This window comes from Nostoc sp. 'Peltigera membranacea cyanobiont' 210A (assembly GCF_002246015.1).
Lineage (GTDB): Bacteria > Cyanobacteriota > Cyanobacteriia > Cyanobacteriales > Nostocaceae > Nostoc.
Genome location: NZ_NOLJ01000018.1, coordinates 24864 through 51804, shown reverse-complemented (window position 1 = coordinate 51804; position 26941 = coordinate 24864). Strand labels below are relative to the sequence as shown.

Here is a 26941-nt window from a genome sequence, read left to right as displayed (position 1 = left end):
TATCAAGTTCCACTTGTCCAAGAATTGATGTACTCAATTTGATCTGCTGTCAAACTATCAATCGTAATACCAATAGCTTGCAACTTCAAACGAGCAATTTCTTGATCGACTTCAACAGGAATTGAGTGCAAACCAGGTTCCAACTTACCTTTATTCTTCACCAGGAATTCACAAGCCAAAGCTTGGTTTGCAAAACTCATATCCATTACCGCGCTGGGGTGTCCTTCAGCCGCAGCTAGGTTAATCAAGCGTCCTTGTCCGAGAACGACAACTGATTTACCATTTTTCAACTTATACTCTTCGGTGAAAGGACGAACTTCTTTGATTTCCTTAGCTTGTGCAGCCAAGTATTTCAAATCAAGTTCCAAGTCAAAGTGACCGGAGTTACAAACGATCGCACCGTCTTTCATGACATCGAAGTGTTCGCCGCGAACGACGTGCTTGTTACCTGTCACAGTGATAAAAATATCACCTTGGTGTGCAGCTTCAGCCATTGGCAGAACGCGGAAGCCATCCATTACGGCTTCAATTGCCTTGATGGGGTCGATTTCGGTGACGATGACGTTAGCACCCATCCCACGGGCGCGGAGGGCTGTACCTTTACCACACCAGCCATAACCGACGACGACAATGTTTTTACCAGCCAACAAAATATTTGTGGCGCGGATAATGCCATCTAGGGTTGATTGCCCAGTACCATAGCGATTATCAAAGAAGTGCTTGGTGTCAGCGTCGTTGACGTTGACGGCGGGGAAGGTGAGAACGCCTTCTCTAAACATGGCGCGTAGGCGCACAATACCAGTGGTGGTTTCTTCGGTGCTACCAATCAAATCAGCGATTTGGTGTTGGCGGTGTTGGATTAAAGCCGCAACTACATCGCTACCGTCATCAACAATAATGTTGGGGCGATGATCTAAAGCTATTTGAACGTGGCGGTTATAAGTTTCGTTATCTTCGCCTTTTTGAGCAAAGACGGGAATTTCATGATCCAAGACGAGGCTAGCTGCTACGTCATCTTGCGTTGATAAGGGATTGCTAGCAATTAGAAGCGCATCTGCACCACCGGCTTTCAGAGCGATCGCCAAATGTGCTGTTTCTGTTGTAATGTGGGCACAAGCTACAAGGCGTAAACCAGCGAAGGGCTTTTCGATAGCAAAGCGATCGCGGATTTGCTTCAAAACTGGCATTTCGCGTCCAGCCCATTCAATGCGCTGTCTTCCCAAGGCAGCTAGGCCGAGGTCTTTAACCTCGTGCTTTAATCGGGGAGAAGTTGCGGTCATCAAAAGTTACCTCAAAAAATAAAAAAAGCTACGTAAATTTTACGCACTCTACTAGGTTATTCTACTACTGGCGATTTTTGCTTGAATATTGCAAATCACTAGTCAAGAGTCCTCAAAACTAGCTTGACGTTTGATTACCCTAATGTCAACTTCCTCCCCAGCTTCTTCCTTTTTGTTTTATCTTTGGTAAGAGTAATATTCTAATCAGCCTTACCTGCTGATTTTCAGTATCTTGTCATCTGTCAAAAGATAGAAGACAAACAAAAAAACATCAAAATTTCATTGTCTAAAGGGAAAACCTCAACTTTAGATAGGTACATCTACCCAAAGTTATTGCGGAGGATAGCGATAGAAGTAGTCACCAGTAGATTTAATTCAAGGAGGTGTTTGAGTGCGTTTTCAATTTTTGGCGTTGGCTTTGCCCGCCGTAGGCATCGCCAGTTCAATGGCCATAGGCGTTGTATCTGTGCCAAAAGCCACAGCCCAGATTCCTTTTGTACCGCAATTGCAAGCTCCCAGCAGTATTAGTAATGATTCAGATAACAGAGTTGTTTCGGGCTGGATTTATTTAAATGGTCGTCGGTTATTTCAAATAGCGGCAACAAGAACCAACTTTCCTGAGCGTTCAGAAGATATTCAAAAAAAGTTGGAGAAAATTGGTCAAAATTACTTTCAATCACCAGCAAAAACAGCAGTCAAGGTAGAAGTTCGCAAAGTAAACGAATTACCAGTAATTTATGTCAACGGTCAATATCTGATGACCGTTACTTCTGAAGATGCCAGACTGCGACAGGTAGATGTATCGACATCAGCAAATCAAGTCGCCGAATCATTACAAGAAGACTTGCAACAAGCCAAGCAAGAAAGGCAAATTCAATATTTAATCGACCAAGGTAAAATTGCTGCGGGCATCGGACTGGCAATGATTGTCATGAGTTGGGGAGTATATAGCTGGCAACGGCGTACCCAAAAGGATTTAGAAAAATCCATTGCCTCCCAACCCCAAAGGGAACTCTTCAACTACCCAAAACCAGCAGATCAAGCAATTACAACACAACTAAATCAACGGCAACAGCAACATCTCCAAGAAGCCAAGAGACGATTGTTTCAGCTCAGTCAAGCCGGAATTTGGGGAGGTGGAACCTTCTTTATTTTGGGTCTATTTCCCTATACACGAGGTTTTCAGGTAGCAATTCTCATAGCAGCCCAATTTCCTGTGCGATTAGGTGTCGTATGCTTGGCAACTTATGTAGCAATTCGTTTGACCTACGCCCTGATTGACCGCTTCGCCTCCACTCTGATTAGCAGTGGTGCTTTCCTCACTCCAGAAAGTTCTGCACGGCTGCAACTGCGAGTTTCCACATTTTCTGGTGTCACTAAAAGTATCACTACTTTTATCTGGGTAGGAGTAGGTTTCTTGATAGCGCTGGTATCCTTGGGGATAGATATCGTTCCCTTACTGGCGGGTGCTAGTTTAGTTGGTGTTGCATTATCTTTGGCATCGCAAAACTTAATTAAAGATGCGATTAACGGTTTTTTGATCATTTTAGAAGACCAGTATGCTTTAGGCGATGTGATTACTGTGGGAGATGTGGGAGGCTTAGTAGAAAATCTGAATCTGCGGATGACCCAAGTGCGGGATTCTGAAGGACGCTTGATCACAATTCCCAATGGTGAAATTAAAGTTGTTGCCAATCTTTCTAGCCGTTGGTCGCGAGCCGATTTAACAATTCCCATCGCTTACCAAGCCGATACAGAAGAGGCTTTGAACTTGATTGCAACTATTGCCGATAAGATGAATCAAGAAATGCAATGGCAGCGTCAAATTTTGGAACCACCGCAAGTTTTGGGAATAGATCAATTTGGCGATCGCGGTTTGATTATTCGTGTCTGGATTAAAACACAGCCCCTCAAACAATGGGATGTCGCACGCGAACTTCGCCGCCGCCTAAAAGTTGCCCTAGACGAAGCTGGAATTTCCATCTCTGTACCTCAACAAGCAATTTGGGTCAATGACGATCAATTGTTAAATTTTTCGAGTAATGGCAAAGATAATTAGAAGCCTTCTCAACAAGCTACCGTGTTACACACAAGTTCTAAAAACCTAGCTTGATAAGACTTGACTCGTTCCCATGTTTTGCATGGGAACGGTTAATTATAAGCTTTGCCGACTCTGCCTCTAATGATACATTGAGTCATCAGCATAAATGTATGCATTCGCATACGGAGTATAGGAAAATGAAAATATCTAACATTAAGCCTTAATAAATCCTTATATTAATAAAAAGCTACTACGTTCCTAACCAGTCTGAAACTTTTCCTTTATTCCTTGATTTATGTTTGTCAATACCTTCATCAGACGGCCAGTGCTGACGACGGTCTGCACGTTCATCATCTTGCTGCTGGGAAGCATCTGTATACCGATTCTCCCCATTTCTCAGCTACCAGACCTTGCCCCAGTGCAAATTACTGTTAGCTCCAACAATATTGGTGCGGATGCTCAAACAACAGAAAATACTGTCACCAACATTATTGAGCGACAAATTAATGGTGTTAAAGATGTATCTTATATATCTTCTAATACGGGTAATGATGGTTCGAGCAATATAACTGTCTCCTTTCCAACTAATGTCAATAGCGATATTGCTCAAGTAAACGTTCAGAATAAAGAAGCACTGGCTTCACCTCAATTGCCAGATACTGTCCAACGAACAGGTGTGACTGTTGAAACAGCATCGAGCAGTTTGCTGCTTGTCTATGGGTTTTACTCAGAAAATAATGAGTATGACAACATTTTTATCAGTAATTATGTCGATCTGTATATTTTCGATCAGATCAAACGGCTCCCTGGTGTAGGAAGCGCCAGGGTTTTTGGGGAACGCAAATATGCCATGCGTCTCTGGCTCGATCCCAACAAGCTTGCCCAACATCAACTAACTCCCCAAGATGTGACAGCTGCCCTGCAACAACAAAATATTCAGGTGGGTGCAGGGGCGATTGGTAAGGAACCAGCACCAGATAATCAAAGCTTTGAATTTGCTTTACGGGCAACCAGTCGATTTAAAGATGCGGCTGAATTTGAGGATATGGTGCTAAAGGTAAGTCCAGCTGGCACTAATAGCACTACTAATAGCCCCACTAGTAGCATTCTAGTTAAAGTCAGAGATGTCGGTCGAGTTGAACTAGGAGCAGAGAACTATCTGGCTGATGCCAAATTCACCATCCCAGGAAATGCACCCAAGGCAGCCGTGGGTTTGGGGATATATCAACTTCCGGGTAGTAATGCCCTCAAGGTTGCTCATGCTGTTGAAGAACAGATCAAAATATTAGAGAAAAATTTTCCACCTGGACTCAAAGCACAGTTAGCATTTGATACCACTCCGTTTGTAGAAATTTCTTTAGAAGAAGTTCTGCACACTCTGGTTGAGGCAATTATCCTAGTGGTCTTGGTAATTTTTGTCTTTTTACAAGACTGGCGTACCACGATCATTCCGACTGTAGCGATCCCCGTTTCCTTGATTGGGACGTGCGCGGCTCTGTTGGTTTTAGGATTTCAAATTAATACACTGACCTTATTTGGTTTCGTTCTCGCGATCGGGATCGTCGTGGATGATGCCATTATTGTGGTCGAGGCAGTTGCAGTCAAACTAGAGGAGGGTATGAGGCCCTTTGAGGCCGCTGTCGAAGCCATGAAGGAGTTAACTGGGGCAATCATTGCCACTTCACTTGTACTCATGGCGGTATTTATTCCAGTTGCATTCATTCCGGGTACTACTGGGATTGTTTACAAACAATTTGCCTTAACCGTTGCTTGCTCCATTGGCATCTCGACCTTCAATGCCTTAACCTTCTCTCCGAGTATGGCAGCCATTCTCATGCGCCCTGCTCAGACTCCACGAGGCCCTTTGGGGTGGTTTTTTACACAGTTTAACCGGGGATTTAGCTGGTTCACACGGCGATATGTCAGGTTTGTTAGCTACCTTACCCATGTCAAGCCGATTGTAATTGGGGTTTTTGTCACTGGTTTATTAGCAACAGTTTTGATGTACAGAGCAGTACCTACCGGATTTATTCCAGAGGAAGATCAGGGTTACTTCTTTGTAATTGTCCAAGGGCCTGACGGGGTTTCTTTGAAATACACCGAATCTGTGATGGACAAGGTGGTTAAAGAAGTCACATCGGCTCCCGAAGTTAGAGCTAGTTTTATGATCAGTGGCTTTGGTTTCGATGGTAATGCTTCTAATTTAGGCATTGCCTTTGCTAACCTGAAACCCTGGAAAGAGAGAACTGAAGAATCTCAATCTGTTTATGGCATACTTCAGAGACTGAACAAAAAGCTCTCTACAATTACAGAAGCCAGAGCGATCGCAGTAAATGCCCCTCCAGTGAGAGGATTAAGTACTACGGGTGGTTTTGAGTTTATCATTCAAGACAAAACCGGCAGTGCGCCGATTGAAACCTTAATTGAGGCTGCTCAAAAAGTGATTGGGGCGGCACGTAAAAATCCTGCTCTCCAAGGAGTCTTCACTCAGTTCACCGCAGATACTCCCCAATTTGACATTCAGGTAAACCGCAACCAAGCCAAAGCTCTCAATGTCGAAATTAACGACATCTTTGGTGCATTGCAAACTTACCTGGGATCGCAATATGTGAATAACTTCGTGCAGGGACAGCGACAGTATCGGGTATATGTCCAAGCAGACGGGGTGTTCCGTTCTAATCCAGATGATATTGGCAAGCTGTATGTTCGCTCTGCCAGTGGGGCAATGATTCCGTTGAGCAGTTTGGTGAAAATTACTCCCTTCGTGGGGCCGAAAACCATCGCCCATTACAACTTGTACAGGTCAATCAAAGTACAGGGCGCTCCGGCTCCCGGTGCTAGCTCTGGACAGGCGATTAAAGCGATGGAGCAACTAGCAGCAGAAAACTTACCTCAAGGGTTTGGTTATGAGTGGACAGGGACTTATCTCCAGGAGAAAACATCGGGGGGAGCTACAGGCTTGATTTTTGGTTTAGCGATCGTTATTGTCTTTCTGGTGCTGGCGGCTCAGTATGAAAGCTACATTGACCCAATTATTATTTTGCTGACAGTTCCCCTAGCAGTTTTGGGAGCAATGACAGCGATTTGGCTACGTTCCAATATTTTCATGGCAGGTAGCCTCTTCCCGAAAGTGGTGGATGATATCTATTGCCAGGTAGGTTTGGTAACTTTGATTGGTCTAGCTGCGAAAAACGCGATTCTAGTTGTGGAATTTGCCAATCAGCTGCACGAGCAGGGCATGAGCTACACAAGGGCGGCGGTGAAAGCGGGGCAAGAACGCTTGCGACCAATCTTAATGACATCCTTTGCAGCGTTGTTAGGATTTTTGCCTTTGGTGATTTCTCAAGGGGCTGGAGCCAGCAGCCGTTGGTCTTTAGGAACAGCACTGTTTGGGGGGCTGATGCTTTCGACGTTCTTGAGTTTGTTCTTAGTGCCAATTCTCTATATTTTGGTTAAAACCTTGGCTCAGGCTATATTACCTGGGAAGCGAGGAGGTTCAAATCCTCCAGATTCTCCAAATGGAGCTTCGGGAACTAGACATGAAGCTCTACCTGTTGGCTCAAGTCAGCCAGAGACGCAACTTAGGTCTCAAGAGGATGGGATAACCTAAGTTTTGTCTTTAAGTCTGCTAGCAAAGTGCAGAGTAACCCTTTTAAAAGGGGCAGGGGGCAGGGGGGTATACACAAGTCAAATTACCCCCCTTAATCCCCCCTTTCCAAGGGGGGAAACCGGAAATCTAGTTCCCTCCCCTTTCTAAGGGGAGGGCTAGGGTGGGGTAAAACTGACGCGAAAAAACAGGTGAGTAAACTATTTCATACTTGTGTATACACCGTAGAGTAGGGAGCAGGGGGGACAAAACAAATAGAAAAGGGATTAACCCCACCAGTTGCGCTAGCTTCCCGTAAAGTACGAGAACCACTTATTAAGAAGTGGATGGACTCAGACCCATGTTCCGCTCTGATTCACGGCAGTAGTATAAAGGTCTTTTCCCCGTGCCTCTTCTCAACTATGCAAGTTAAAAGCGTATCAGCTTATCCACAACATCCTCTAACTCTGATACCATTTTCTGTAATTTCCTGCTTGCTAAAAAAATTAGTCGAATAAAATTAAGTACTTAGATAAGGAAAAGTGAAATGGGACTTAGCGACGGACTTTTGAACCCGACCAAAAAGGCTATGGTCATAGATGATTGTTGCAACATGATTGAAGGACAGCTTGCATCCAAGTCAGGCATGAGCGGCATCGCTTTGAAAACTGCCTTTGCTGCTTTGAAGGGGGTTAAGCCAGGGTATATTCCCTATGTCGTTGAGCAGATATTACCGCAATGCTTTACAGCTCTCGATCCCATCTGGAGTCAAGGCGTAGAGAAAGGCGACCCAGTTGAATATCTGAGTGCGAATCGCTCTAATACAGCAGATGCACTACTAAGTGTTACTGATGCGAGAGTCAAGAACTCAAACCGCCAAATCGTGCGAGGAACCTATGAAAAACTTCGCGGTTCAGCCAAAAAGCACGTAGAAGAAGCAGTACCAGATTTAGCTAAAGTAATCAATAATTACACTAAGGTCTGAGCCAAACGAGTAGAGACGCGATTAATCGCGTCTTCTAGAAAGGTGGGAAGCGCAGATACAAATTTATAAAGAATTTTTAAGAAATTAACATTTTTCAGAAAATGAAAGACCTAATGCTGAAGTAATCCCCAAAAGTTCAGAATCATAGATTTTGTAGTTTACACATACCCTAGTGTCTGAAAACCTTACATGGTAAAGTCTCTGATGTACTTCATCCATGTCGAAACCTAATTATTAGTTTTTCAATTTTTTGGAGGAGAGGAAAATGAAGAAGTTCACCTGTTTGATGATTGTCGGGACAGTATTGTCAATTAGTGCGCCAGCCTTTGCTGAAAGTCGTGCGGTTAATATCAGTATTGGCAGTATTGGTGGTCCTTTAGATAATGCCGCTTTGCGAACAGTTCGCCAGGTTATCGGGTTTGCAGTCGGCACTAGCACCGTCGATAAATTCATTGTATATAGTCCCAGAACCGGATCTATTCCCATCGAAGGAGGTTTATCTGCTTGTGCTGAAGCTAGCTTCGGCATAAGCAATACAACATTTAATGCTTTTATCCAGCAGTTGCGTTCAATTAATCCCAAACCAGGGACTTTCTACAATCTAGAACTTACTGCAAGCTGCAAACTGAAATAAGACGTTTGTACTCAAGCACGGTAGATGGGCTTCGTACCTCAGCCCATCCATCGAGTTAGACTCTACGCGATAAACGCAAAACTCCATATTTTAAATTGGAGATGTAACATCAATGTTAATTTTAATCAGTGTCAAGAAGCGACTACATTAGTTGTATCAGACTCTGGACTGAATAGTGCAGATACTTCCAGTATGAAACAAAAAAGAATGTAAAATCAATACCGTTGCCAATTTACGAGGCTTTAAAGCCTGTAGAAACGGCATGAATACGTCCCAAAGAAGTAAGCTTGGCAAAAATCTGATTTAATAAAATAGGCTCAGGGGTTTCTGGAAGCATTTTTAAAATTTCATGGACATATCGAAAGCCACGATAAACGCCCCCAGGTCAATAATGCCGGAGCCAGGATTGTGCTGACGAAAATCAGCGAGAAGATGGTGGGATAAATTGACCATGAAGAATGCTAGATTAGCAGCATTAGTCACAGCCGTTTGGCTTAAGTTCATAAAATCTTCCAGCCCCCAGAACTGCTTGGCATCACGAAAATTGAACTCGATTTGGAAACGGAGTTTGTAGTAGTCGATTATCTTTTCGTATGACAACTTTAGGTCACTAGAAAATAGAATTACATGACTACAAGCATTAGTTTTAAGATTGGTTTTGACTAAAATAACTATATTTAGTGCTTGAGCAAATTCCTTGTGGAGTAAAGTAGTTTGATAAATATCAGTTTTGATATCCTCCTCAATGCTACTTTTACACAAATATGCGTCAGGTATATTACAATAATCCAGTTTCTGCGCGTATTTACGACGGGAGCGACGATTAGGATCAGGGTTTTGGTAAGGTATGTATAATGCAGAATCATGGCGCAACTTGGAAATTATGTGCAAGTTAACAAGACGTGCCATCTGCAAAGCATTATTGTTCCCAAAATGACCATCTAAGACTAAGTACGTCAGGGGAATAAAGTTAGCTATTAACTTGACTAACTCATTAATCATCTTCTTAATTCTTAGTAATTCAGATGTGAGAATAACCTCTGTTTTATTCTTGTTCTTGCTCCCTTTTGGTCGTCCACGCTTACCTTTCTCTTTCTTGTTTATTTCTGGGGTTAGTGACAGGCTACTTTTTTCTACATCGCTCTTGATTACCTGTTCTATCCGAATCGGAAAGGAGTGCCTTTGCTCAACACTGACTAATGATAATGTAAAAAAAGATAGCCCTGATATGGGTTTACTAATCAGGCTAGAAAAAAATCTATCCAGCCCATAAGTTTGTTTCCCTGATTTACTTATTACAACTTCATCTCCTGCTAGCAAATATATCTCATTCGCACGAAATAAATGCTTGCGAAAAAACAACCAAAACAACGTTGCCCAAGGTATTACTGTATGGAAGAACCTCAACATCGTCCTATAACTACCGCCAACGCCTGCCCAACGAGAAATTCCCAACATGGTCACTCGGCCGCTCATTGCTAACATGGCCAGGATTATCTGGTTCATTCGGCGCATCGTCGTCGCGTTGATCTGCGGTAGCAGGCATTGTAACAGTGATAGGATGTCTGGCATGGGTGGCTTGTAGTTTTTGAGTTGTCGTTGTGAGAGACAATAACTCTACTACAAAGCGCCCTACCTCTTCATGCTCTTATTTTGGCTAAGGTATTGAAAATTGGAGCGCATTTTTGGGAGCGGAGAAAAAATATGTCTAATGTGAGCATTGCAAAAGGTAGCTGCCTGTGTGGAGTAGTAAACGTTTCTACAACCCGTATGAGTAATCAGGTGGGAGCATGTCATTGTAGTATGTGTCGCAACTGGGGTGGAGGACCTTTGTTAGTAGTTAAGTGTGAAAGTGATGTTAGCTTCTCTGGTGAAGAAAATATCGGAGTTTATCAATCTTCAGAATGGGCAGAGCGTGGATTCTGTAAGCAGTGTGGTAGCCATCTCTTTTACAAATTGAAACAAAGTAACCAGTATTTCATGCCCGTTGGACTATTCGATAGCTGTGAAGGTCTTGTTTTCGATCATCAGATGTTCATTGATGAAAAGCCCAAATATTACTGTTTTGCCAATGAAACCAAGAACCTAACAGGAGCAGAGGTATTTGCACAGTTTGCACCTCCATCAGAGCGGTAAAGATTGGCTGATGTACTATCAACTAGCGTAGGCGTAGCCCGCCGCAGGCATCGCATTGTGCTAGTTCCGTAAGTCCTGAAAAAATATTGTGTAAAAGCTAAAAAACTGTCGCTGGTAGTAGATTGATATATTGGAACCTTTATGAAAGTCAGGTTAAAATCGCTAGCAAAGTGTAAATCTGAAGTGAAACTATGAAAACTGCTGAAAAATTAGCTGCCGGTTGGCTACTGACACTCGGATTCATGTTTGTAACTCTATCAGCAACAGCGTCCTTAGAAAAATTTACTACACGTAAAGCCATCATAATACCCACGGGTGAGTATGAGTTTAATGCACCGAATGCTACTTATGAAGATAATAATGCTGCTGCTGGTGGTCTAATTTTTGGTGTCCCTACCCTAACACTGGGCACGTGGTTAGCATTGGGATTGTACCGTCAAAGTCGGCAGGAGAAAAAGGCGATTAATCAACAAGTTAGCGATCGCCTGCAATCGATTTTTTATGAGATGCTACAAGAAAATAATGGGCGTGTAACTGTTTTAGGCTTTGCCATCCAGTCACAACTACCCGCAGCCCACGCCAGACAATATTTAGATGAAAAAGCTAAAGAATTCAATGCAAACTTTAAGGTGAACGAAGAAGGGGCTGTATCATATCATTTTGATGTTTAATTGTCATTAGTCCTTCGTCATTTGTTATTTACTAATGACCAATGACCAATGACGATCTTCAACTTACGGCTAGGTCTAATGACGCAGATTTTTTTGAGCGTAGCTGCCATTTTAGGCGGTTTGTCGGTTGCTGCTGGTGCTTTTGCTTCCCATGCCTTGCGGGAAAAGATTAGTGAGCGATCGCTAGAAATTTTTGAGACTGGCGCTCGTTACCAAATGTATCATGCTCTTGCACTTTTTCTAGTAGCAATACTAATTAGTCGTACCGAGTCGCCTCAACCCACACTCGTAGCCAGTGGATGGCTATTTATCATTGGCATTGCTATTTTCTCAGGTAGCTTGTACGCCCTTAGCTTAACCGGTATTAAATCCTTGGGAGCGATCGCACCACTTGGCGGCACAGCCTTGATTGCTGGTTGGGGTGCTTTAGCTTTTGCCGCTTGGAATTTGAAGTTGTAAAAAAGTTAGAAGTTTGGAGTTAGGAGTGAAAAATTTTTCACTCCTAACTCCATTTGTTGGAGGCTCAATTTCCTCTTTTTTAACGTGAATTCAACGGCTCATACAGTGTCCGCCTAATTAGCCCAATCAAAAGACTTCTAAGAGCTTTTACTACGCAAAACCCTCCTTCTCCGACTCCCACAGGGACATACTTGAACTAAAGTTCAAGCAGGGAGAGGTTCGTCGAACTCGCGTTTTTTTTACAGTACATTTTAGATGAATAGACCGTTATTTCTAATCATCAGGTATTTTTCTCAAGTGGGACGCACCCTATATTTTCTAACAAATAGAATTGCCAAATTCATCAAGCTTATTTCCGTAATATTACAGAAGCTATGAATGCAAAAAAGCAATAAACTGCATAAGTATATCTCTCAATAACAGCTAAAAAATTTTACATTTGTAATATTATTCAGACCTATGAAACGGCGCAACTTTGTTTGGTATTCGCTACTTTTTGCGACTGGTTGCACAACAGGAGTAAATTCTACTAACTCAGATCAGATTGCAATAACTACACCAAAAAATCTCAAATTTGCAGTTACAGATGTTACTGGAATTGAAGATTTGCAACGAGATTATGGAGTTTTTCGCACTACATTAGAAGAAATATTAGGCATAAAAATTGAGCTTTTTCCTGTAGAAAATCCCACAGCAGCAGCACCAGCACTGTTATCAAAAGAGGTAGATATTGTATTTGCAGGGCCTTCAGAATACTTAATTTTAAACGCTAGGGCAAAGGCTATTCCGATAATTGCCATTGAGCGCCCGAACTACCATTCCATTATTGTAATTCGTACAGATAGTAAAATTAAATTATTGTCTCAATTGAAAGGCAAAACAATTGCCATGCGAAAAATTGGCTCAACCTCTGGACATCTTGCTCCAACCAAGCTACTAATAGATGCTGGATTAGATCCAAAAACTGACTTCAAAATTGTCATGTTGGATGATAAAGGAGTACAAGCCTTAAAAAAAGGTGAGGTAGATGCTTGGGCGACTGCATCTGACAGATATAAAAACATTCTGGAATCTGAGGGCTTACTTGAGAAGGATTTTTCTGTACTTTTTAAAGGGTCATTACTTCCTGGTGATGTATTTGTTGCTAGTAACCAGTTGGCATCTAGCTTTATAGCAGATATGCAATCTCGCATGATTAAGCATCAAGATAAACTAATTCAAAGTTTGCTGACTGCTAAAGCAAATCAAAAATATAAAGGAGGCAAATTTATTCTAGCAAATGATGCCGATTATAATATGATTCGTGAAGTTTATCAAAAAATCGGACAAGGCAATTTCTTATAAGAAGTTAATAAATAAATGATAGCTGCTACGAAACATCCTGTTAAAAGTATTTTTCTATTATTTAGTAATTTAAGCGATAACTGGAATATCGCTAAAAAGATTAGTTATGGCTATACTCTAGCAGTTAGTATTGCTTTTATCGGTACAACAAGTGGTTTGTTACTTGCATACCGCTATGAAACACTTGCTCAACAGCAGTTAGATTCATCTTATCAACAACAATCTCTATTAAAAGATTTAGAAAATTCAATAATTAGAGTGCGACTGCATCCACAAAGATTAGTAACTGTATTAGAAAATTCTATTTGGTTAGAATTTGAAAAAAATAGATTTATTGATGAAATGAGTCAAGTTAATCAACAATTATCAAAAATAGAAACGTTTTCAAATACTTATGCTTATGATTCAACAATAAATAATATAGATTTATTGAAATTATTGAATAACTATAAAGAAAATACAAAGGCATATACTCAAATAGTCAAAGATTTTTGGAAACAGATTGAACAAAATAAATTTTCAGCAAAAAAAATAAAACCTGGACAAGAAGAGTTACTAGTTTTTTTCAAAAAAGAAGTTAATATTTCTGTTGAATTTGAAAAACTTTCAGATGAGTTAATTCGGATTATAGGACATGCTGAAATTAACAGGAAGCAAGCAAAAGCTAGTTTTGATAGTGCGCAAAAATTGCGAATTAAAGTTATTCTTGTAAGTATGCTGCTATCAGCTACGATCGCAGCTATACTAGCAGTATATACCAGTAAGTTAATTGCACGTCCCCTACAAATAGTTACTAACGTTGCCAGAAAAATCACGGAAGAGTCAAATTTTGAACTCAGAGCTAATGTTACAAGCAACGATGAGGTAGGGACATTAGCTACTTCCCTGAATCAACTGGTGGAATGGGTGGGAGATTACACCCAGGAACTAAAGCTAGCTCACCAAAGTTTAGAGCAACGCGTAGAAGAACGAACCCAAGAATTAGAACTAGCTCGTCAAAGTTTAGAGCAACGCGTAGAAGAACGAACCCAAAAACTTCAAAAAACCCTGCAAGATTTAAAAGAAGCTCAAGGGCAATTAATTCAAACAGAAAAAATGTCTTCTCTTGGGCAAATGGTAGCAGGTATAGCTCATGAAATTAATAATCCTGTTAACTTTATTTATGGGAATATTCAATGCGCCACTGATTATACTCAAGATTTGCTTAATCTAGTGAAATTATATCAGCAACAATACCCAAATCCCATCTATTTAATAGAAGACAATATTGAAGAGATTGATTTAAACTTTATTCATAAAGATTTCCCAAGCCTGCTTTCTTCTATGAAAATGGGTGCTCAACGCATTCAGGAAATTGTGTTATCTTTGCGGAACTTTTCCCGATTAGATGAAGCTGATATGAAAGAGGTAGATATTCATGAAGGAATTGATAATACACTGTTAATTCTGAATCACAGACTTCAACAAGAAATTGAAGTAATTAAAAAATATGGAGATTTACCCTTGCTTGAGTGTTATCCAGCACAACTCAATCAGGTGTTTATGAATATTCTAAGTAATGCGATAGATGCTCTGCTAGAGCAAAAAGCTCATTCAGGTAAAAGTAAACAAATTATTATAGATACATTAAAAATAGATGATATTTTTATCAAAGTAGGGATCAGAGATAACGGCCCTGGAATTCCACCAGAGATTAAAAAGAAACTGTTTGACCCTTTTTTCACAACTAAGCCAGTGGGTAAAGGTACTGGCTTAGGTTTAAGTATTTGTTATCAGATAGTTGATAAACACCAAGGTAAAATAGAAGTGATGTCAGAATTTCAACAAGGGACGGAGTTTGCAATCATTTTACCTATTAAAACACAAATAAACTAGTACCATTATCTATAGGTAACGCAGAATTTAAAATTACTAAATTTATCTTTTTTAAAAAAGCTAGTATTGAGGAGTTAAAAGCTTATAATTTATAGCTACTTGCTCTCAGGCGTATTAACAAATTATCCAAATCTGCATTAGCTGAAGGTGTTTCAGGTAATGGACTAGATTGATATGCCTCCTGTAACTTATTACGCAGACGTTCATATTCTCTTTGATGAAAAGCTACATTAATATCTGACAAAAGAGACTTTTCTGTGCCTGCTAATTTTTGGGCGATCAAATCAGAAATATATGGTAAATCAAAAACCTCATTTAGCTTAATTAAATTAGACTCAACTACTCCTGTTTTCATCAGATAAATCCCAGTTAATAAAACTCGGTAAACATAAAGTAATGGCTTAATTCGATGCATATTTTCTTTCTCAAAAAGTTTCCATTGTGTTGCGGCAAAACCAATATAATGGTAGCTATGGTGACGGGTAATACAATTTTTAGCAATATTTTTCAATTCCTCATGTTCAGGTGAGGTTATTAATATTAAAGGAGAATACAATTGTTCTAATACATAACCATTCTTTTTAAGTAGCATCAAAAAGAATTTTTTTACATCATGAGTTACTAAATCAATCTCTAAAGATTCGCGAACTTCTGAAACTTCAATAGTTTCATTTCTAGTCTGTAATCCCACTACTTCTTGAACTGGTAAAATATGCACACCACGCAAGTCATAATCAGAATCGGCTGAGGGAAAGCCATATAAGTGGGAACCACTGATGATGGTGAATAAAAACGGGTAAGGCTGTTGCTCAATAATTGTGTTAATAGAAGTTGGGATATTCATAATGTATGTGCCGTTTACTTGCTTACCTCGGTTCGCCTATTTCTTTAGAACATCTTCTGTATAAACCAGAACACTCACTCATCGTCCAGAGTTATCAACCCCGTGAAATGATTTCTGGAGTGGTAAATGCAGATGGCTTTGGTGTGGGTTGGTATCATAATCAAAAAGATACTGACCCTTTTATCTACAAAAATACCCTACCTATTTGGAATGATATAAATCTACCCAGTCTCAGCCGTTACGTCGAATCAAAGTGTGTACTTGCTTATATCCGCAGTGCTACACCAGGACAAGCGGTAGATTTTGCTAACTGTCAGCCTTTTAACCATCAACAACAGCTATTTATTCACAATGGACGAATCGAAAATTTCCGCAAAACATTACACAGAAAAATTCGCAGCACTTTAACCCAATAATTTTACGAAAAAATTAATGGCAGTACTGACTCAGAACACATTTTTGCATTGTTACTTTCGCAAAGTCAAATTAACAAACATCGACCTCCAGAGTATGCCTTACGCACCACATTATTAACGCTTTTAGAGATGGCAAAACGCTATCAAGTAGAAGCCTCGCTTAATGTAATCTTTAGTGACGGGCATCGTTTAATAGCTTCTCGTTTTGCTACCACTTCACCGCCTCCATCTCTTTACTGGATACGAGACGATCCGACTTTCCCACAGTCCGTAATTATTGCGTCTGAACCTCTATTTCTAGGTAATTGGATTGCTTGCCCAGAAAATAGCATCATTACTGTGGGAGCAGACTGTGAGATCCAAATTGAGCAAATCTAGTGTGAAAGAGGCTATTTCTCAAGCCTTCGATAAATGTCGCTGGAAAACTTTTGCACTATTCCAGGATATGACGAAGCCACATTCTCTAGTCAATCTCATTCTGACTCGATCTGCTGTTGGCTGTTACTTGGGGCATATTGCCTATATCGAATCTTTATCGCTGCTAGAACATAGCACTTAGGCACTTACTTGCTACTATTTTAATGGGAAAATGCTGAAAAATAGCTTTAAAGCTTGAGCTATATTGCTCAAGCATGATTTTATTAACTATGGCTATGTGTTTCACTGATTGGGGTAGAGGTCTGCTATCAAAGTAACCTATTACGCCAAGTAAACGGAGGTTTCATGTCGATATCTAAAACTGTTAATAGCAAGGTTACTTCTCAAAGGAGTGTTGAAAAACGCTTGCAGATAGAGCGTTTGATAGGAGCAACTCAAATAGTTGCACCTAGTGCTGGGAGTGATGTAGTGAAGGGATTAACTCACACACCTAAATCTCTACCCCCTTGTTACTTTTATGATGACCGTGGTTCCGATCTGTTTGAGCAAATCTGTGATTTACCAGAATATTATCTTACACGTACAGAAACAACGATTTTACAGCAGTATGCTGGTGAAATTGCTAAGATAACTGGCGTTTGTGAATTGGTAGAACTTGGCAGTGGTAGTTCTAGTAAAACCCGCATTTTACTAGATGCCTACCAGCAACTAGGCTATCCTCTGCACTACCTGCCAATTGATGTATGTGCAGGTATGTTGGAAAGTAGTGCCAAGCAGTTATTAGAAGATTATCCCTTACTCCAAGTTTATGCACTAGCGGGAACCTATGAATTAGCCCTTGCAAAACTCCTACCGACGCAATTACCCAGTCGGATGATTTGTTTTATTGGTAGCAGCTTAGGTAATCTTACCCCTGATGAGTGTGATGTGTTCTTCTCTCAAATTACCAATGCTCTACAAGTAGGTGAGTATTTTTTATTGGGGATAGATTTACGAAAGCCAAAACAGATTTTGGAACCAGCTTATAACGACAGCCAGGGAGTGACAGCTGCATTTAACCTCAATATGCTGGAACATTTAAATCAGCGATTTGAGGGTAACTTTGACACCACCCAGTTTGAACACCGGGCATTTTACAATGAAAGCGAGCATCAAATAGAAATGCATTTACGCAGCTTGCGATCGCAAATTGTAGAATTACGCGCTCTTAATCTTAAGGTTAATTTTGCACTAGGTGAGACTATCCTCACCGAAATTTCCCGCAAATTCGATCTTAATACCATTAAACAGCAACTAAACGCACAAGGTTTATTACCTCTTCATGTGTGGACAGATCCAAATCAATGGTTTGGTTTACTGCTCTGTCAGCTGCAAGCATAAAGCAAATCAGAGTACGCCTCATATATATAGTGGTTCTCAGTTGAGTCCAATATATACCTAACAAAAACAGCCCTTGTCTACAAACGTTAGGGAGTAACACTCAAAGCCTCTCTTCTAAAAGGAGAGAGGTCAAAGTATATTAGACTTCTTGCACAAATGCAAAATTTGCCTACCCAGATGATATTCGTCCCACCCCAACAAGAGAGAACAATTAGAATCCCTCTTGCTGGGGTAGCATTTTCACTAGATTATGTACATTGTACATAACGTATGAATGCAAAATTTTATCAACCCAAGCAAATAAACTAAATGTTTAGCTGCTAATTATTGCTGCATCGAAGGTGTGGGAAAAATTCTGCTGAATATAGGAACCCGTGGACGAGGTTTATTTGCTGTTATATTGGCATTAGTAGCAGAAGAGTTATTAGCTGCTTCAGAAAGGAGAGGTGGTTTGCTATTAGTAGAATTGGCAAAATCACTTAATTTTGCAGCCGAAGGTGAACTTGAAGATATGGAAGTAACATTCTCAGGATTTTGACTGTTGGTTTTTACCGGAGTTTGAGCTTGACATGGAGTAATGAGGCAAGTTGAACTTGTTCCTAATACCAGTATGAGCAAATGAGAAATATATTGTTGCATGGAGATTGGTAAAATGGGTTGATAAATATTCAAAGCTTAAAAAAGTTGTGTTTGTTCTCAGTTAGAAATAAAACTGCAATTTTCCAATAGAAATCATGACGCTGTTGCCCAATAAAACTTGAACACAGCGATTTCTAAATGAATAGACTATTAATGCTTAGTACATTAATTAGCTAACAACAATCTAACCTCCCTCAATCAAGGGGAAGCTAAACTCTCTTTTGTAAAATAAAGAGAGCGGTTATTTTAAGACTACTAAATCTGCCTGAAAGATAGTTAGAAATAGATACACCTGGAATAATTGACGTTTTTTTAATCAACTAAGCCAGCACAACCATTAATATTCTAGTAATATTTAACTTGTTAATAAAAGAGGAATGTTACTGAACTTTTTGACAAAAATGATTTATATAAAATTAACTCTAACTCGCATATTTAACTAATTAAAGCAAGAAGTACATGAACTTTTAATAAAGCCTAAGTTTGATAAAGTAGTTTTCGTTAATAAATGCGTGTATATTTCAGCAATGTACACTAAGTTTGACTATACAGCAGATTGCGAGTTGGTGAGGTACAAAATTACCCTCCCCGATATATTGGGGAGGGAACTAGATTTGCTGTTTCCCCCCAATATATCGGGGGGATTAAGGGGGATAATTTACTGTAGCCCCAAGCAATGGAAGGTTGTACTTCATTTACTTGCAAAGTGCTGTATTAAGTAAATATTGAGAATATAAACCAATACGCTTGGGTTAAGGCTAAAAACTAAAACTGGCGTAGGTTGGGTTGAGAAATGAAACCCAACATTATCAAGGCTTTGTTGTATAACGCTGTTGCTCAACCCAACCGACTATTCTTCTTAACCCAAGCGTATTGGAATATAAACCCACAGATGATTTAGGTTTGCTCGATATGAGTTTAGCTGTAGACATCCTTAAACTACAACCCATTCCTATTTAGATAAGACAGATAACAATTAATTAAAATGAGATTTTTTGATTTATGTAAATCGATTACTCAACTAGAAGAGTTAGCTGAGGCGCTGTTAGATTTCAACAGTCAAAGCGATTTAGTAAATTACTTAGGAAATATCTTTTTACCTCAACCTAATCTGGAAGATTAAGCGACACCTACGCAAGAGGAAAGGGGGCAGGAAGTAGGGGGATATTCCTGCATCTTTCTCCCCTTCTCCTTGCCCCCACTATCTCTTCTCTGGTCTTGAATTATCAAAAAGCGTTACAGTTTCGTCCCACACTCAGCACAGAAGTTGTGGGTAGGAGCATTTTTGGCATTGCAGTTGCTACAATACACTGGCTCGGATGCTGCTTTCGGCGGTTGCTTCTGTAAGCCGACCATTTGAGCGTTGCTTTTACCAGGGGCTACCATTGGATAGCAGTTTTCGTCTCTGGTGACGTGGACATTTAAGATTACTGGGCCATTGTGTGCTAGCATTTCGGCGATCGCATCTTTTAATTGACTGCGATCGCTGATTATCATGCCCTTAATCCCATAAGCTTGTCCCAATAACTCTACATCTGGCATCCCTACTTCCATGTCGGAGCACGAGTAACGCTCACCATAGAAGGCTTGCTGCCACTGGCGCACCATCCCTTGCCAACCGTTGTTGATAATTATTGTCTTGACATTTATTCCATACTGTGCAATGGTTCCTAGTTCCTGTAAACACATTTGGAAACTAGCATCACCGCTGATACAGATGACTTCTTCATCAGGAAACGCCACTTTCGCGCCCATTGCCGCAGGTAAGCCAAAACCCATCGTTCCCAAACCAGCGCTAGAAATCCAGCGCCTTGGGCCGTTCTTCAAGAATTGTGCTGCCCACATTTGATGTTGTCCGACATCTGTGGTGTAGAAAGCGTTGGGTGCTTGGCTATTGACTTCTACAATTACTTCTTGGGGTGAAATGCTGTCGGGATGATGCGGCACGATTAGAGGATACTCTTCGCGCCAACGGTTGACTAGATTTAACCACTCTTGGTTTTGATTTGGTGTAGCCTTAACGCCTGTTTCTTTACAGCGACGCAACAAGTCTACTAACACATTCCTGACATCGCCGACGATGGGCACTTCGGGAATGCGGTTTTTGCCGACTTCTGCGGGATCGATGTCGATGTGAATTACTTTGGCGCGGGAAGCGAATTCGTCTAACTTGCCTGTAACGCGATCGTCAAATCTAGCGCCGACGCAAATCAGCAAGTCACAATCACTAACAGCAAAGTTAGCGTAAGCAGTGCCGTGCATCCCCAACATTCCCAAAGCGAGGGGATGATGTTCGTCAAAGGCACCGATCCCCATTAAGGTTGTGGTGACAGGGATATCGAATAATTCAGCTAGTTGTTTGATTTCTTCATGGGCACCAGCTGCGATCGCACCACCACCGACATACAATAGCGGACGGCGACTTTCAGTAATCAACTGGATGGCGGCATTAATCTGCCGGGGATTTCCCTTTACTGTGGGACGATAACCGCGTAATTTCACTGAACCTGGTTTCACAGGTACATAGTCAAATTCTTCTAAAGCGACATCCTTGGGGACATCAATCAAAACTGGCCCTGGACGCCCAGTGCTAGCGATGTGGAAGGCTTCGGCGACAATTCGCGCCATATCTTTGGGGTCACGCACTACATAGGAGTGCTTGACGATTGGTAGGGTAATTCCGTAAATATCAGTTTCCTGAAACGCATCTGTACCAATCGATGGACGTGCTACTTGTCCCGTAACCACAACCATCGGGATCGAATCCATGTACGCTGTGGCGATGCCTGTCACTAAGTTAGTTGCTCCTGGGCCAGAAGTGCCAAAGCATACTCCTACTTTCCCTGTGGCACGGGCGTAACCATCAGCAGCGTGGGCTGCACCTTGCTCGTGTCTCACGAGAATGTGCTTCATACCACCAGTTGCTTCTTGCACCTTATACAGATCGTCGTAAATTGGGAGAATTGCCCCACCAGGATAACCAAAAATATAATCAACGCCGTGGCGATGAAGGCTGTCAAGCAGAGCAAAACCGCCAGATGCACGTTTGGGCACGACTGGCGGACTAGAAGCACGAGACTGTTTGTGATTCTCGATTTGTGGGAGACTAATTGGGGAAAGCGATCGCACGGTCAAACCTCAGACTATAGCTAAAGTTAATGCTGAATTCTGTAGTTAAGATTTCATTTTAATTGAAAACTTCAATCAAAATCTTATTAATTTTTATATTTAGATATAAAGCTAGATTATTAGCTTACATTAGTTAAATTACGTCTTGCAAGACATTGCGGGTATTTTTCCAAGCCCAAACACCAACAACCACGACAACAATACTCATTGCTACCAGCACAAATCGCAAGCCCAGAGCATCAGTTAATGGCCCAGTAATCGCCAGAGGTAATGCCAGAGCGATGTTCACAGCATGATTTTGAAAGCCAAATACTTTACCGTGCATGGTAGGTGGTGTTTGCTGTTGAATTAAAGTTTGCATGGGTACACCAATTAGGGAAGCACCTACACCCAAAAATGCACAAAGTCCTAGCGCCAGCAACAAGTTGTGCGTAAAAGTGAACACCCCTAAAACTAGTGCCATCATCAAAAATCCAATTAAAGGTAGAGGCTTGTGATGGAATTTATCACCCCAATGACCTAAAATTGCCGCACCAAAGACCATACCTACCCCTGCTGCTGCCAAGAAAAAACCAAACTGTTTTTCTTTTAGACCAAACTCCTCAGCTAATCGAATCGTCAGCACTGTTAAGGCTGCAAACACACAATATAAGGTTGTCAGTTGCAGCATAGCGTTCAAGATCAAAGGGTTTTTCTTGAGATAGCGGAGGCTTTCGGTGAATTCAGCCCAAGGGTTATTTGATGCCCGATGTTCTCTCGGTTGTTTGGGTTCTTTAAACTTAATCAGCTGCATGATCGCAGCCGATAATATATATAATCCACCAACCACAAGCTCTTGACCGTATTCTTCTCCCATCCAGCTTTTCGCCAAACTCAAAATTGGCTCTCCAATGGCAAAACCAACAATTAAAGCTCCCATCATCGTGCTGGTAAACAGCGCATTGGCTGCCAACAAATTCTCTCGCTTTACCAACAAGGGAATAGCTGCTTGTTCAGCTGGTGCAAAAAACTGCGTCACCGTAGAAATAGCAAAAGTCAGGATTAACAGAATCAGGAAGTGTCGTGGTAACAAGGGAAGACACAGCGTTAATATTCCCCGCACGACATCTGAGCCGACCATAATCAGCTTTTTTGGCAAACGGTCAACAAAGATACCACCAGCAGAGCCGAACAAAATTGCTGGGATTGTAAAGGACAGCATTAAGGTTGAGTACATCGAGTTTTGTGCCAACCCTGGAAGCGGTGGGTAGTTCTCCAGCAGAGCAATCAGCAAAACGAAGAAAACCTTATCTGCTAACTGGGACAGCAGTTGCCCAATCCACAGAAGCATAAAACCACGGTTTTTTAGCAGTGCGCCAAACCCGTTATTAACAGCAGCTGGTTCAGTTGGAAACATTTAGATACTTTTTTTGGGTAGATGGGGCATTGGGCATTGGCATTGGGCATAGGGGATAGGGTATAGGGTATAGTTTTTCTTCACTGTCCCCTGTCACCTGTAACCTTTTCCCTTCATCACTCCTCACTCCTAACTCCTGTGTACTTACACCATTGTCCGGATTAATTTGCTTCATAGCGTTTTAACAGCATAAGCAAAAACTCAGCTGCTGTCAGACGACCTTTGGGTGGAATAATCTCAATGGATGAATCTACCCAACAGCCTTGTACAGTTTGGGGAGATTTCCAAATGGACAAATGATCCACTGCTGGCTCTGCATAAAAGTTATTTTGCCCACAACCTAGCAAACATGAACTCCAATGAGTGAAATAATCATGACTCATCCGATGAATAGGGAAATTTCCCTGTAGTGGTACTCCCCATCCATCTATAGCAATAAACGCTTTGACACGACCACCCAAGAGTTGCCACAAATGCGCTGCCCCTATTGCCCCGACTACGCCAGCACTAAAGCTAATGAATATGATTGGTGATTTTAATGAGCCAGTCAAGCGATCGCGCAAAAACTCCAAAATGTGCAATGCTGATAAAACCAAAACATCTTTACCCGGATAAACCAGTATATTTGCGTAATTAGGTGCGATCGCGCCATGAGAAACTAAATCTAACAACTCTACTTTAAAGCTTTCAGTTAACTCTGGTTCATGGATTCCAGGGCAAATAATTATACTCATCCGTAACACTACCTTTGATTTTTTGACTCTTGAGATATACAGAGTTTCTTCAAAAATCAAGCAATATTATTATATATTACCTTATTTTTACTGAGCAAATTATAGCTGCTTTACATATCTATTCCGAAAGAATACTATTTTAAAAAACTATTAATTTGAATTATAAATAATATTGGATGAATCTAATAAATAAAATGTTTATTTCCCTAGTTAGTTTTATATTTTTATTCTTAATTGTTTTTGTTGCACTATATAATAATTTAATTCAGAAAAAGAATCAAGTTGAGAATGCGTTTTCTAGCGTTGATGTCATTCTGCAAAAAAGAAGCGATTTGATACCTAGACTTGTTACCTTAGCTCAAATGTATATGCAGTTTGAGCAAAAAATATTGACAGAAATTAGCAGGCTCAGAAGTAGAGCAAGTTCAAAAGATTTAAGTGACAATAGCCGAGTCGCTACAGAAGATCAAATTTCGAGAATTTTAACCAAAATCATAGTAGTATTTGAAGCCTATCCCGAATTAAAAACAAACGAACATTTTATCAAATTACAATATTCCTTGAATGAAGTAGAAGAGCAACTTTCCGCCGCTAGAAGATTTTATAATTCTGCTGTCACTGAATATAATAATGCCGTAGAGATGTTTCCGACAAATATTATAGCTTCGTGGATGAAATATAAATTAAAATTGCAGTTCAAAGCTAATTCAGAAGCAAGAAACAATGTAAATTTTGAAATAAATAATAAGTGAATTAAAAAATATGTCAAAAAAATTAAATCCTGCACAAAATCAGCAATTATTAAACGGAATAGCTAAACTCTTAGAATATAAAAATTACAATTTAGCACTTCAGGGATTAGAAAACTTTTTCCAAAATAATACAGAACCAGATACAAAAGAATATTTGTATGCACGAGTATTGCTTTTAGACGCATACCTCTACAATGGACGCTTTGATCAAGCAATTAATTTATGCCAAGAATTGAGTAACAGCAAACATCAAACGACTCAAATATTAGCACATTACTATCTTGCCGAAATATTTCCAGAAGCTAAACCTACAGAACAAAAATCATCACTAAACTCAACTAAAAGTTCACTTAATCCTGCACAAGCTACTGAACTTATAAACACTGGATATGAAGCTATTACTAAAAAACGCTATCTAGAAGCAATTCAAGCATTAATTTCTTTTTGTAAAGCTACTTCTCCAGATACAAAAGAATATTTAAAAGCACATAAATTGCTGATAAAAGCATATCAAGGCAATGGGCAAATTAATCATGCGATCGCTCTTTGTCAGCAACTCCTGATTAATGAAGACGAAGCAACAAGAAAATGGGCAAGGCAACTTTTATTTACAGAGCTATTTATAGATAATATTGATGTGTCCGCGACTCCACGAAACCCCACTGAATCAGAAGTTAAGCTACAAATACCAAGCGAAACCTTGCCAGAAGAACCCGAACCAGCTATTGAAAAATTTACACCAAAAACATTAAAGGAATTTAAAGTATTTTGTCAGACAAATTTATTGAGTGAACTAAAAGTATTTGAGTCTCGTAGGAAACAAGCTTTATTATCCATTATTACTCTTCATATACTTTTTTTATCTTTTTTAATCATAACGTTCAAGCTTCTCTCCATGATATCTTTTGATATCAAAGATTATATTTATATTGAAGAACCTTCATTATTTGAAAATCACTCTACACCAATAGACGTAGTATTTATATGTATAGTTATAAATTTTCTTTTTTCTTTTTCCAATTATTCATTGGTATTTTTATTGGTTTTTTGGATTTGGATATTTTTTTACTCGACACTTTTTCAAGGTTTTTTCGTAGGTTTTACATACAAAATATCTGAAAAGATATTTACTTTTGTCAATCAAAATAAGAATTTAAAATATCTTAGATCATGTTCACAACAAGATAATGAAAATACTATCAATTCTTTTCAACACAGCCAACTATTTAAAGGACTTATCAACCCAAATAACATTGACCACAATGTTTATATTTATGGTAAAATTAATGGTCTTGATGTCTGTTTCTCGAATATTCGCGTAGAATTAGAACTAAAACATGATTGGACTAATTTTTTAGATATTATCTTTTTTATGGTTAGTAGATATGAAACAATAATTCAATCAAATGTAATTTATCTATTTATATTTTCAATTTTACGTGTTATATCCTTGTTAATCTTTGTTTTACCATTTACATTCAGTGCTTTAGGTTTCAGAATTATAAAAATAATTCCCTATATAATTAATCATAATTTACGCGGCAAAAATATTGAATATAAGAAATTTGAATCTGAAGTTTTAAAAAATCAATTTACCAGAACAAGTTTAATCTTCAAAGGATTATTTTTTAAAGCTAAATTTAACAAAAATTTGCGAACAGTTACAATTGTTCAGCCAAAAGTTATCAACGCTAATATTCATACTCTTAATCATGCTAAAAAACAGGTAATTAAATTAGAAGATCCAGAATTTGCTAAGTTTTTCACTGTTTATGGTGATGACCAAATAGAAGCACGTTATGTTTTATCTACTAGCTTAATGGATAAAATAGTTAACTTTCGCAACAAAACCAATAGAAATATTTATATTTCCTTTGTTGATGACATGATATATATAGCCATTGAAGAAGCAGTAGAAAATAATATACTTGACCCTAATCTATATAAAAGGGTGTTAAAGTTTGCACCTTTAAGAGAATATTTTGAAACTTTCAACTTGATGTTGGGCATTGTTGAAGACTTAAATCTTGATAGACGCATTTAGCAAAAAACTATAGCAAATTAATTTTACTGAAAACACGGGTTTTGGCATCATCTTAAGCACTTTTGCTATTCCAGCAACGTAGGAGATGCCGTATTGCTTTCAATACGGTTCGGGTTTTTTGATGAAACTTCTAAATCACAAAGACGCGATAAATCGCCGTCTCTACAATAATCAATCCTTCTCTTGACGGCGATTTATCACGTCTCCTGGCTTAACCA

Annotated in this window: 20 protein-coding genes and 2 pseudogenes; 16 read left to right on the top strand and 6 right to left on the bottom strand. The window is 39.8% G+C overall.

Going from position 1 to position 26941, the window contains the following annotated elements; translation table 11 throughout:
• Positions 1-2 precede the first annotated feature (2 nt).
• Positions 3-1280 carry an adenosylhomocysteinase gene (gene ahcY, locus CDG76_RS34790; RefSeq protein WP_094353374.1) on the bottom strand — a complete coding sequence of 426 codons (1278 nt, stop codon included), beginning with the start codon at positions 1278-1280 and terminating at the stop codon, positions 3-5.
• A 391-nt stretch (positions 1281-1671) separates the two neighbouring features.
• Here ahcY and CDG76_RS34785 point away from each other — a divergent pair, with 391 nt between their 5' ends.
• From CDG76_RS34785 to CDG76_RS34770, 4 genes are all read left to right on the top strand, one after another.
• Positions 1672-3339, top strand: coding sequence for a mechanosensitive ion channel family protein (locus CDG76_RS34785; RefSeq protein WP_442946406.1), 1668 nt, complete (start codon positions 1672-1674; stop codon positions 3337-3339).
• Between the two features lie 277 nt (positions 3340-3616).
• Positions 3617-6931 carry an efflux RND transporter permease subunit gene (locus CDG76_RS34780; protein WP_094353373.1) on the top strand — a complete coding sequence of 1105 codons (3315 nt, stop codon included), beginning with the start codon at positions 3617-3619 and terminating at the stop codon, positions 6929-6931.
• Between the two features lie 523 nt (positions 6932-7454).
• Positions 7455-7892, top strand: a complete 438-nt coding sequence (locus tag CDG76_RS34775; RefSeq protein WP_094353372.1) for a DUF6918 family protein — start codon at positions 7455-7457, stop codon at positions 7890-7892.
• 265 nt (positions 7893-8157) lie between these two features.
• A complete protein-coding gene (locus tag CDG76_RS34770; RefSeq protein ID WP_094353371.1) occupies positions 8158-8526 on the top strand; it encodes a hypothetical protein in 369 nt (122 codons plus the stop codon).
• Positions 8527-8758: 232 nt separating this feature from the next.
• Here the strand turns inward: CDG76_RS34770 and CDG76_RS34765 are convergent.
• Positions 8759-10098 (bottom strand): annotated as a pseudogene (locus CDG76_RS34765) (transposase).
• 132 nt (positions 10099-10230) lie between these two features.
• Here CDG76_RS34765 and CDG76_RS34760 point away from each other — a divergent pair.
• The 5 genes from CDG76_RS34760 (at position 10231) to CDG76_RS34740 (ending at position 15011) form a co-directional block, all read left to right on the top strand.
• On the top strand, positions 10231-10662 hold the full coding sequence (locus tag CDG76_RS34760; RefSeq protein WP_094353370.1) for a GFA family protein: 432 nt from the start codon (positions 10231-10233) through the stop codon (positions 10660-10662).
• A gap of 191 nt (positions 10663-10853) precedes the next feature.
• A complete protein-coding gene (locus tag CDG76_RS34755; protein ID WP_094353369.1) occupies positions 10854-11333 on the top strand; it encodes a hypothetical protein in 480 nt (159 codons plus the stop codon).
• 78 nt (positions 11334-11411) lie between these two features.
• Entirely contained in the window at positions 11412-11792 is a 381-nt protein-coding gene (locus CDG76_RS34750; RefSeq protein ID WP_094353368.1) for a DUF423 domain-containing protein, read from the top strand.
• A gap of 459 nt (positions 11793-12251) precedes the next feature.
• Complete coding sequence (gene phnD / locus CDG76_RS34745; RefSeq protein ID WP_094353367.1) at positions 12252-13136, top strand: phosphate/phosphite/phosphonate ABC transporter substrate-binding protein; 885 nt, start codon at positions 12252-12254, stop codon at positions 13134-13136.
• A gap of 15 nt (positions 13137-13151) precedes the next feature.
• Positions 13152-15011, top strand: coding sequence for a sensor histidine kinase (locus CDG76_RS34740; protein WP_094353366.1), 1860 nt, complete (start codon positions 13152-13154; stop codon positions 15009-15011).
• An 82-nt stretch (positions 15012-15093) separates the two neighbouring features.
• On the opposite strand, the gene CDG76_RS34735 is transcribed toward CDG76_RS34740, so the two are convergent.
• Positions 15094-15855, bottom strand: a complete 762-nt coding sequence (locus CDG76_RS34735) for a nucleotidyltransferase domain-containing protein (RefSeq protein ID WP_094353365.1) — start codon at positions 15853-15855, stop codon at positions 15094-15096.
• Positions 15856-15860: 5 nt separating this feature from the next.
• Here CDG76_RS34735 and egtC point away from each other — a divergent pair.
• The 5 genes and pseudogenes from egtC to CDG76_RS34710 all read left to right on the top strand — a co-directional run bounded on the left by egtC (position 15861) and on the right by CDG76_RS34710 (position 19791).
• Positions 15861-16649 (top strand): annotated as a pseudogene (egtC, locus tag CDG76_RS34730) (ergothioneine biosynthesis protein EgtC).
• A gap of 1 nt (position 16650) precedes the next feature.
• A complete protein-coding gene (locus tag CDG76_RS34725) occupies positions 16651-16830 on the top strand; it encodes a hypothetical protein (RefSeq protein WP_094353364.1) in 180 nt (59 codons plus the stop codon).
• A gap of 164 nt (positions 16831-16994) precedes the next feature.
• Entirely contained in the window at positions 16995-18029 is a 1035-nt protein-coding gene (gene egtD / locus CDG76_RS34720) for an L-histidine N(alpha)-methyltransferase (protein ID WP_094353363.1), read from the top strand.
• A 343-nt stretch (positions 18030-18372) separates the two neighbouring features.
• Positions 18373-18567 (top strand): hypothetical protein, encoded by a 195-nt coding sequence (locus CDG76_RS34715; protein WP_094353362.1) that lies wholly within the window; start codon positions 18373-18375, stop codon positions 18565-18567.
• A gap of 1086 nt (positions 18568-19653) precedes the next feature.
• On the top strand, positions 19654-19791 hold the full coding sequence (locus CDG76_RS34710) for a DUF4351 domain-containing protein (protein ID WP_094353361.1): 138 nt from the start codon (positions 19654-19656) through the stop codon (positions 19789-19791).
• 113 nt (positions 19792-19904) lie between these two features.
• Here the strand turns inward: CDG76_RS34710 and ilvB are convergent, their stop codons facing one another.
• From ilvB to CDG76_RS34690, 3 genes are all read right to left on the bottom strand, one after another.
• Positions 19905-21803, bottom strand: coding sequence for a biosynthetic-type acetolactate synthase large subunit (gene ilvB, locus CDG76_RS34705; RefSeq protein ID WP_094353360.1), 1899 nt, complete (start codon positions 21801-21803; stop codon positions 19905-19907).
• Between the two features lie 127 nt (positions 21804-21930).
• On the bottom strand, positions 21931-23193 hold the full coding sequence (locus tag CDG76_RS34700) for an MFS transporter (protein ID WP_094353359.1): 1263 nt from the start codon (positions 23191-23193) through the stop codon (positions 21931-21933).
• Between the two features lie 161 nt (positions 23194-23354).
• Positions 23355-23927 (bottom strand): hypothetical protein, encoded by a 573-nt coding sequence (locus CDG76_RS34690; RefSeq protein WP_094353357.1) that lies wholly within the window; start codon positions 23925-23927, stop codon positions 23355-23357.
• 194 nt (positions 23928-24121) lie between these two features.
• On the opposite strand from CDG76_RS34690, the gene CDG76_RS34685 reads away from it, so the two are divergent.
• On the top strand, positions 24122-24679 hold the full coding sequence (locus CDG76_RS34685; RefSeq protein ID WP_094353356.1) for a LemA family protein: 558 nt from the start codon (positions 24122-24124) through the stop codon (positions 24677-24679).
• Between the two features lie 10 nt (positions 24680-24689).
• The gene (locus CDG76_RS34680; protein WP_094353355.1) at positions 24690-26723 is read left to right on the top strand and encodes a DUF3137 domain-containing protein; all 2034 of its coding nucleotides are present in this window, start codon (positions 24690-24692) and stop codon (positions 26721-26723) included.
• Positions 26724-26941: the final 218 nt, after the last annotated feature.

Excerpts from the sequence above, each read along its gene's own strand:
- CDG76_RS34755 (WP_094353369.1), top strand. The coding sequence starts at position 10,854 with ATGAAAACTGCTGAAAAATTAGCTGCCGGTTGGCTACTGACACTCGGA.
- phnD (WP_094353367.1), top strand. The coding sequence starts at position 12,252 with ATGAAACGGCGCAACTTTGTTTGGTATTCGCTACTTTTTGCGACTGGT.
- egtD (WP_094353363.1), top strand. The coding sequence starts at position 16,995 with ATGTCGATATCTAAAACTGTTAATAGCAAGGTTACTTCTCAAAGGAGT.
- CDG76_RS34710 (WP_094353361.1), top strand. The coding sequence starts at position 19,654 with ATGAGATTTTTTGATTTATGTAAATCGATTACTCAACTAGAAGAGTTA.
- CDG76_RS34685 (WP_094353356.1), top strand. The coding sequence starts at position 24,122 with ATGTTTATTTCCCTAGTTAGTTTTATATTTTTATTCTTAATTGTTTTT.
- CDG76_RS34770 (WP_094353371.1), top strand. The coding sequence starts at position 8,158 with ATGAAGAAGTTCACCTGTTTGATGATTGTCGGGACAGTATTGTCAATT.
- CDG76_RS34735 (WP_094353365.1), bottom strand. The coding sequence starts at position 15,855 with ATGAATATCCCAACTTCTATTAACACAATTATTGAGCAACAGCCTTAC.
- CDG76_RS34690 (WP_094353357.1), bottom strand. The coding sequence starts at position 23,927 with ATGAGTATAATTATTTGCCCTGGAATCCATGAACCAGAGTTAACTGAA.
- ahcY (WP_094353374.1), bottom strand. The coding sequence starts at position 1,280 with ATGACCGCAACTTCTCCCCGATTAAAGCACGAGGTTAAAGACCTCGGC.
- CDG76_RS34740 (WP_094353366.1), top strand. The coding sequence starts at position 13,152 with ATGATAGCTGCTACGAAACATCCTGTTAAAAGTATTTTTCTATTATTT.
- CDG76_RS34780 (WP_094353373.1), top strand. The coding sequence starts at position 3,617 with ATGTTTGTCAATACCTTCATCAGACGGCCAGTGCTGACGACGGTCTGC.
- CDG76_RS34775 (WP_094353372.1), top strand. The coding sequence starts at position 7,455 with ATGGGACTTAGCGACGGACTTTTGAACCCGACCAAAAAGGCTATGGTC.
- CDG76_RS34750 (WP_094353368.1), top strand. The coding sequence starts at position 11,412 with ATGACGCAGATTTTTTTGAGCGTAGCTGCCATTTTAGGCGGTTTGTCG.
- CDG76_RS34760 (WP_094353370.1), top strand. The coding sequence starts at position 10,231 with ATGTCTAATGTGAGCATTGCAAAAGGTAGCTGCCTGTGTGGAGTAGTA.
- CDG76_RS34700 (WP_094353359.1), bottom strand. The coding sequence starts at position 23,193 with ATGTTTCCAACTGAACCAGCTGCTGTTAATAACGGGTTTGGCGCACTG.
- CDG76_RS34680 (WP_094353355.1), top strand. The coding sequence starts at position 24,690 with ATGTCAAAAAAATTAAATCCTGCACAAAATCAGCAATTATTAAACGGA.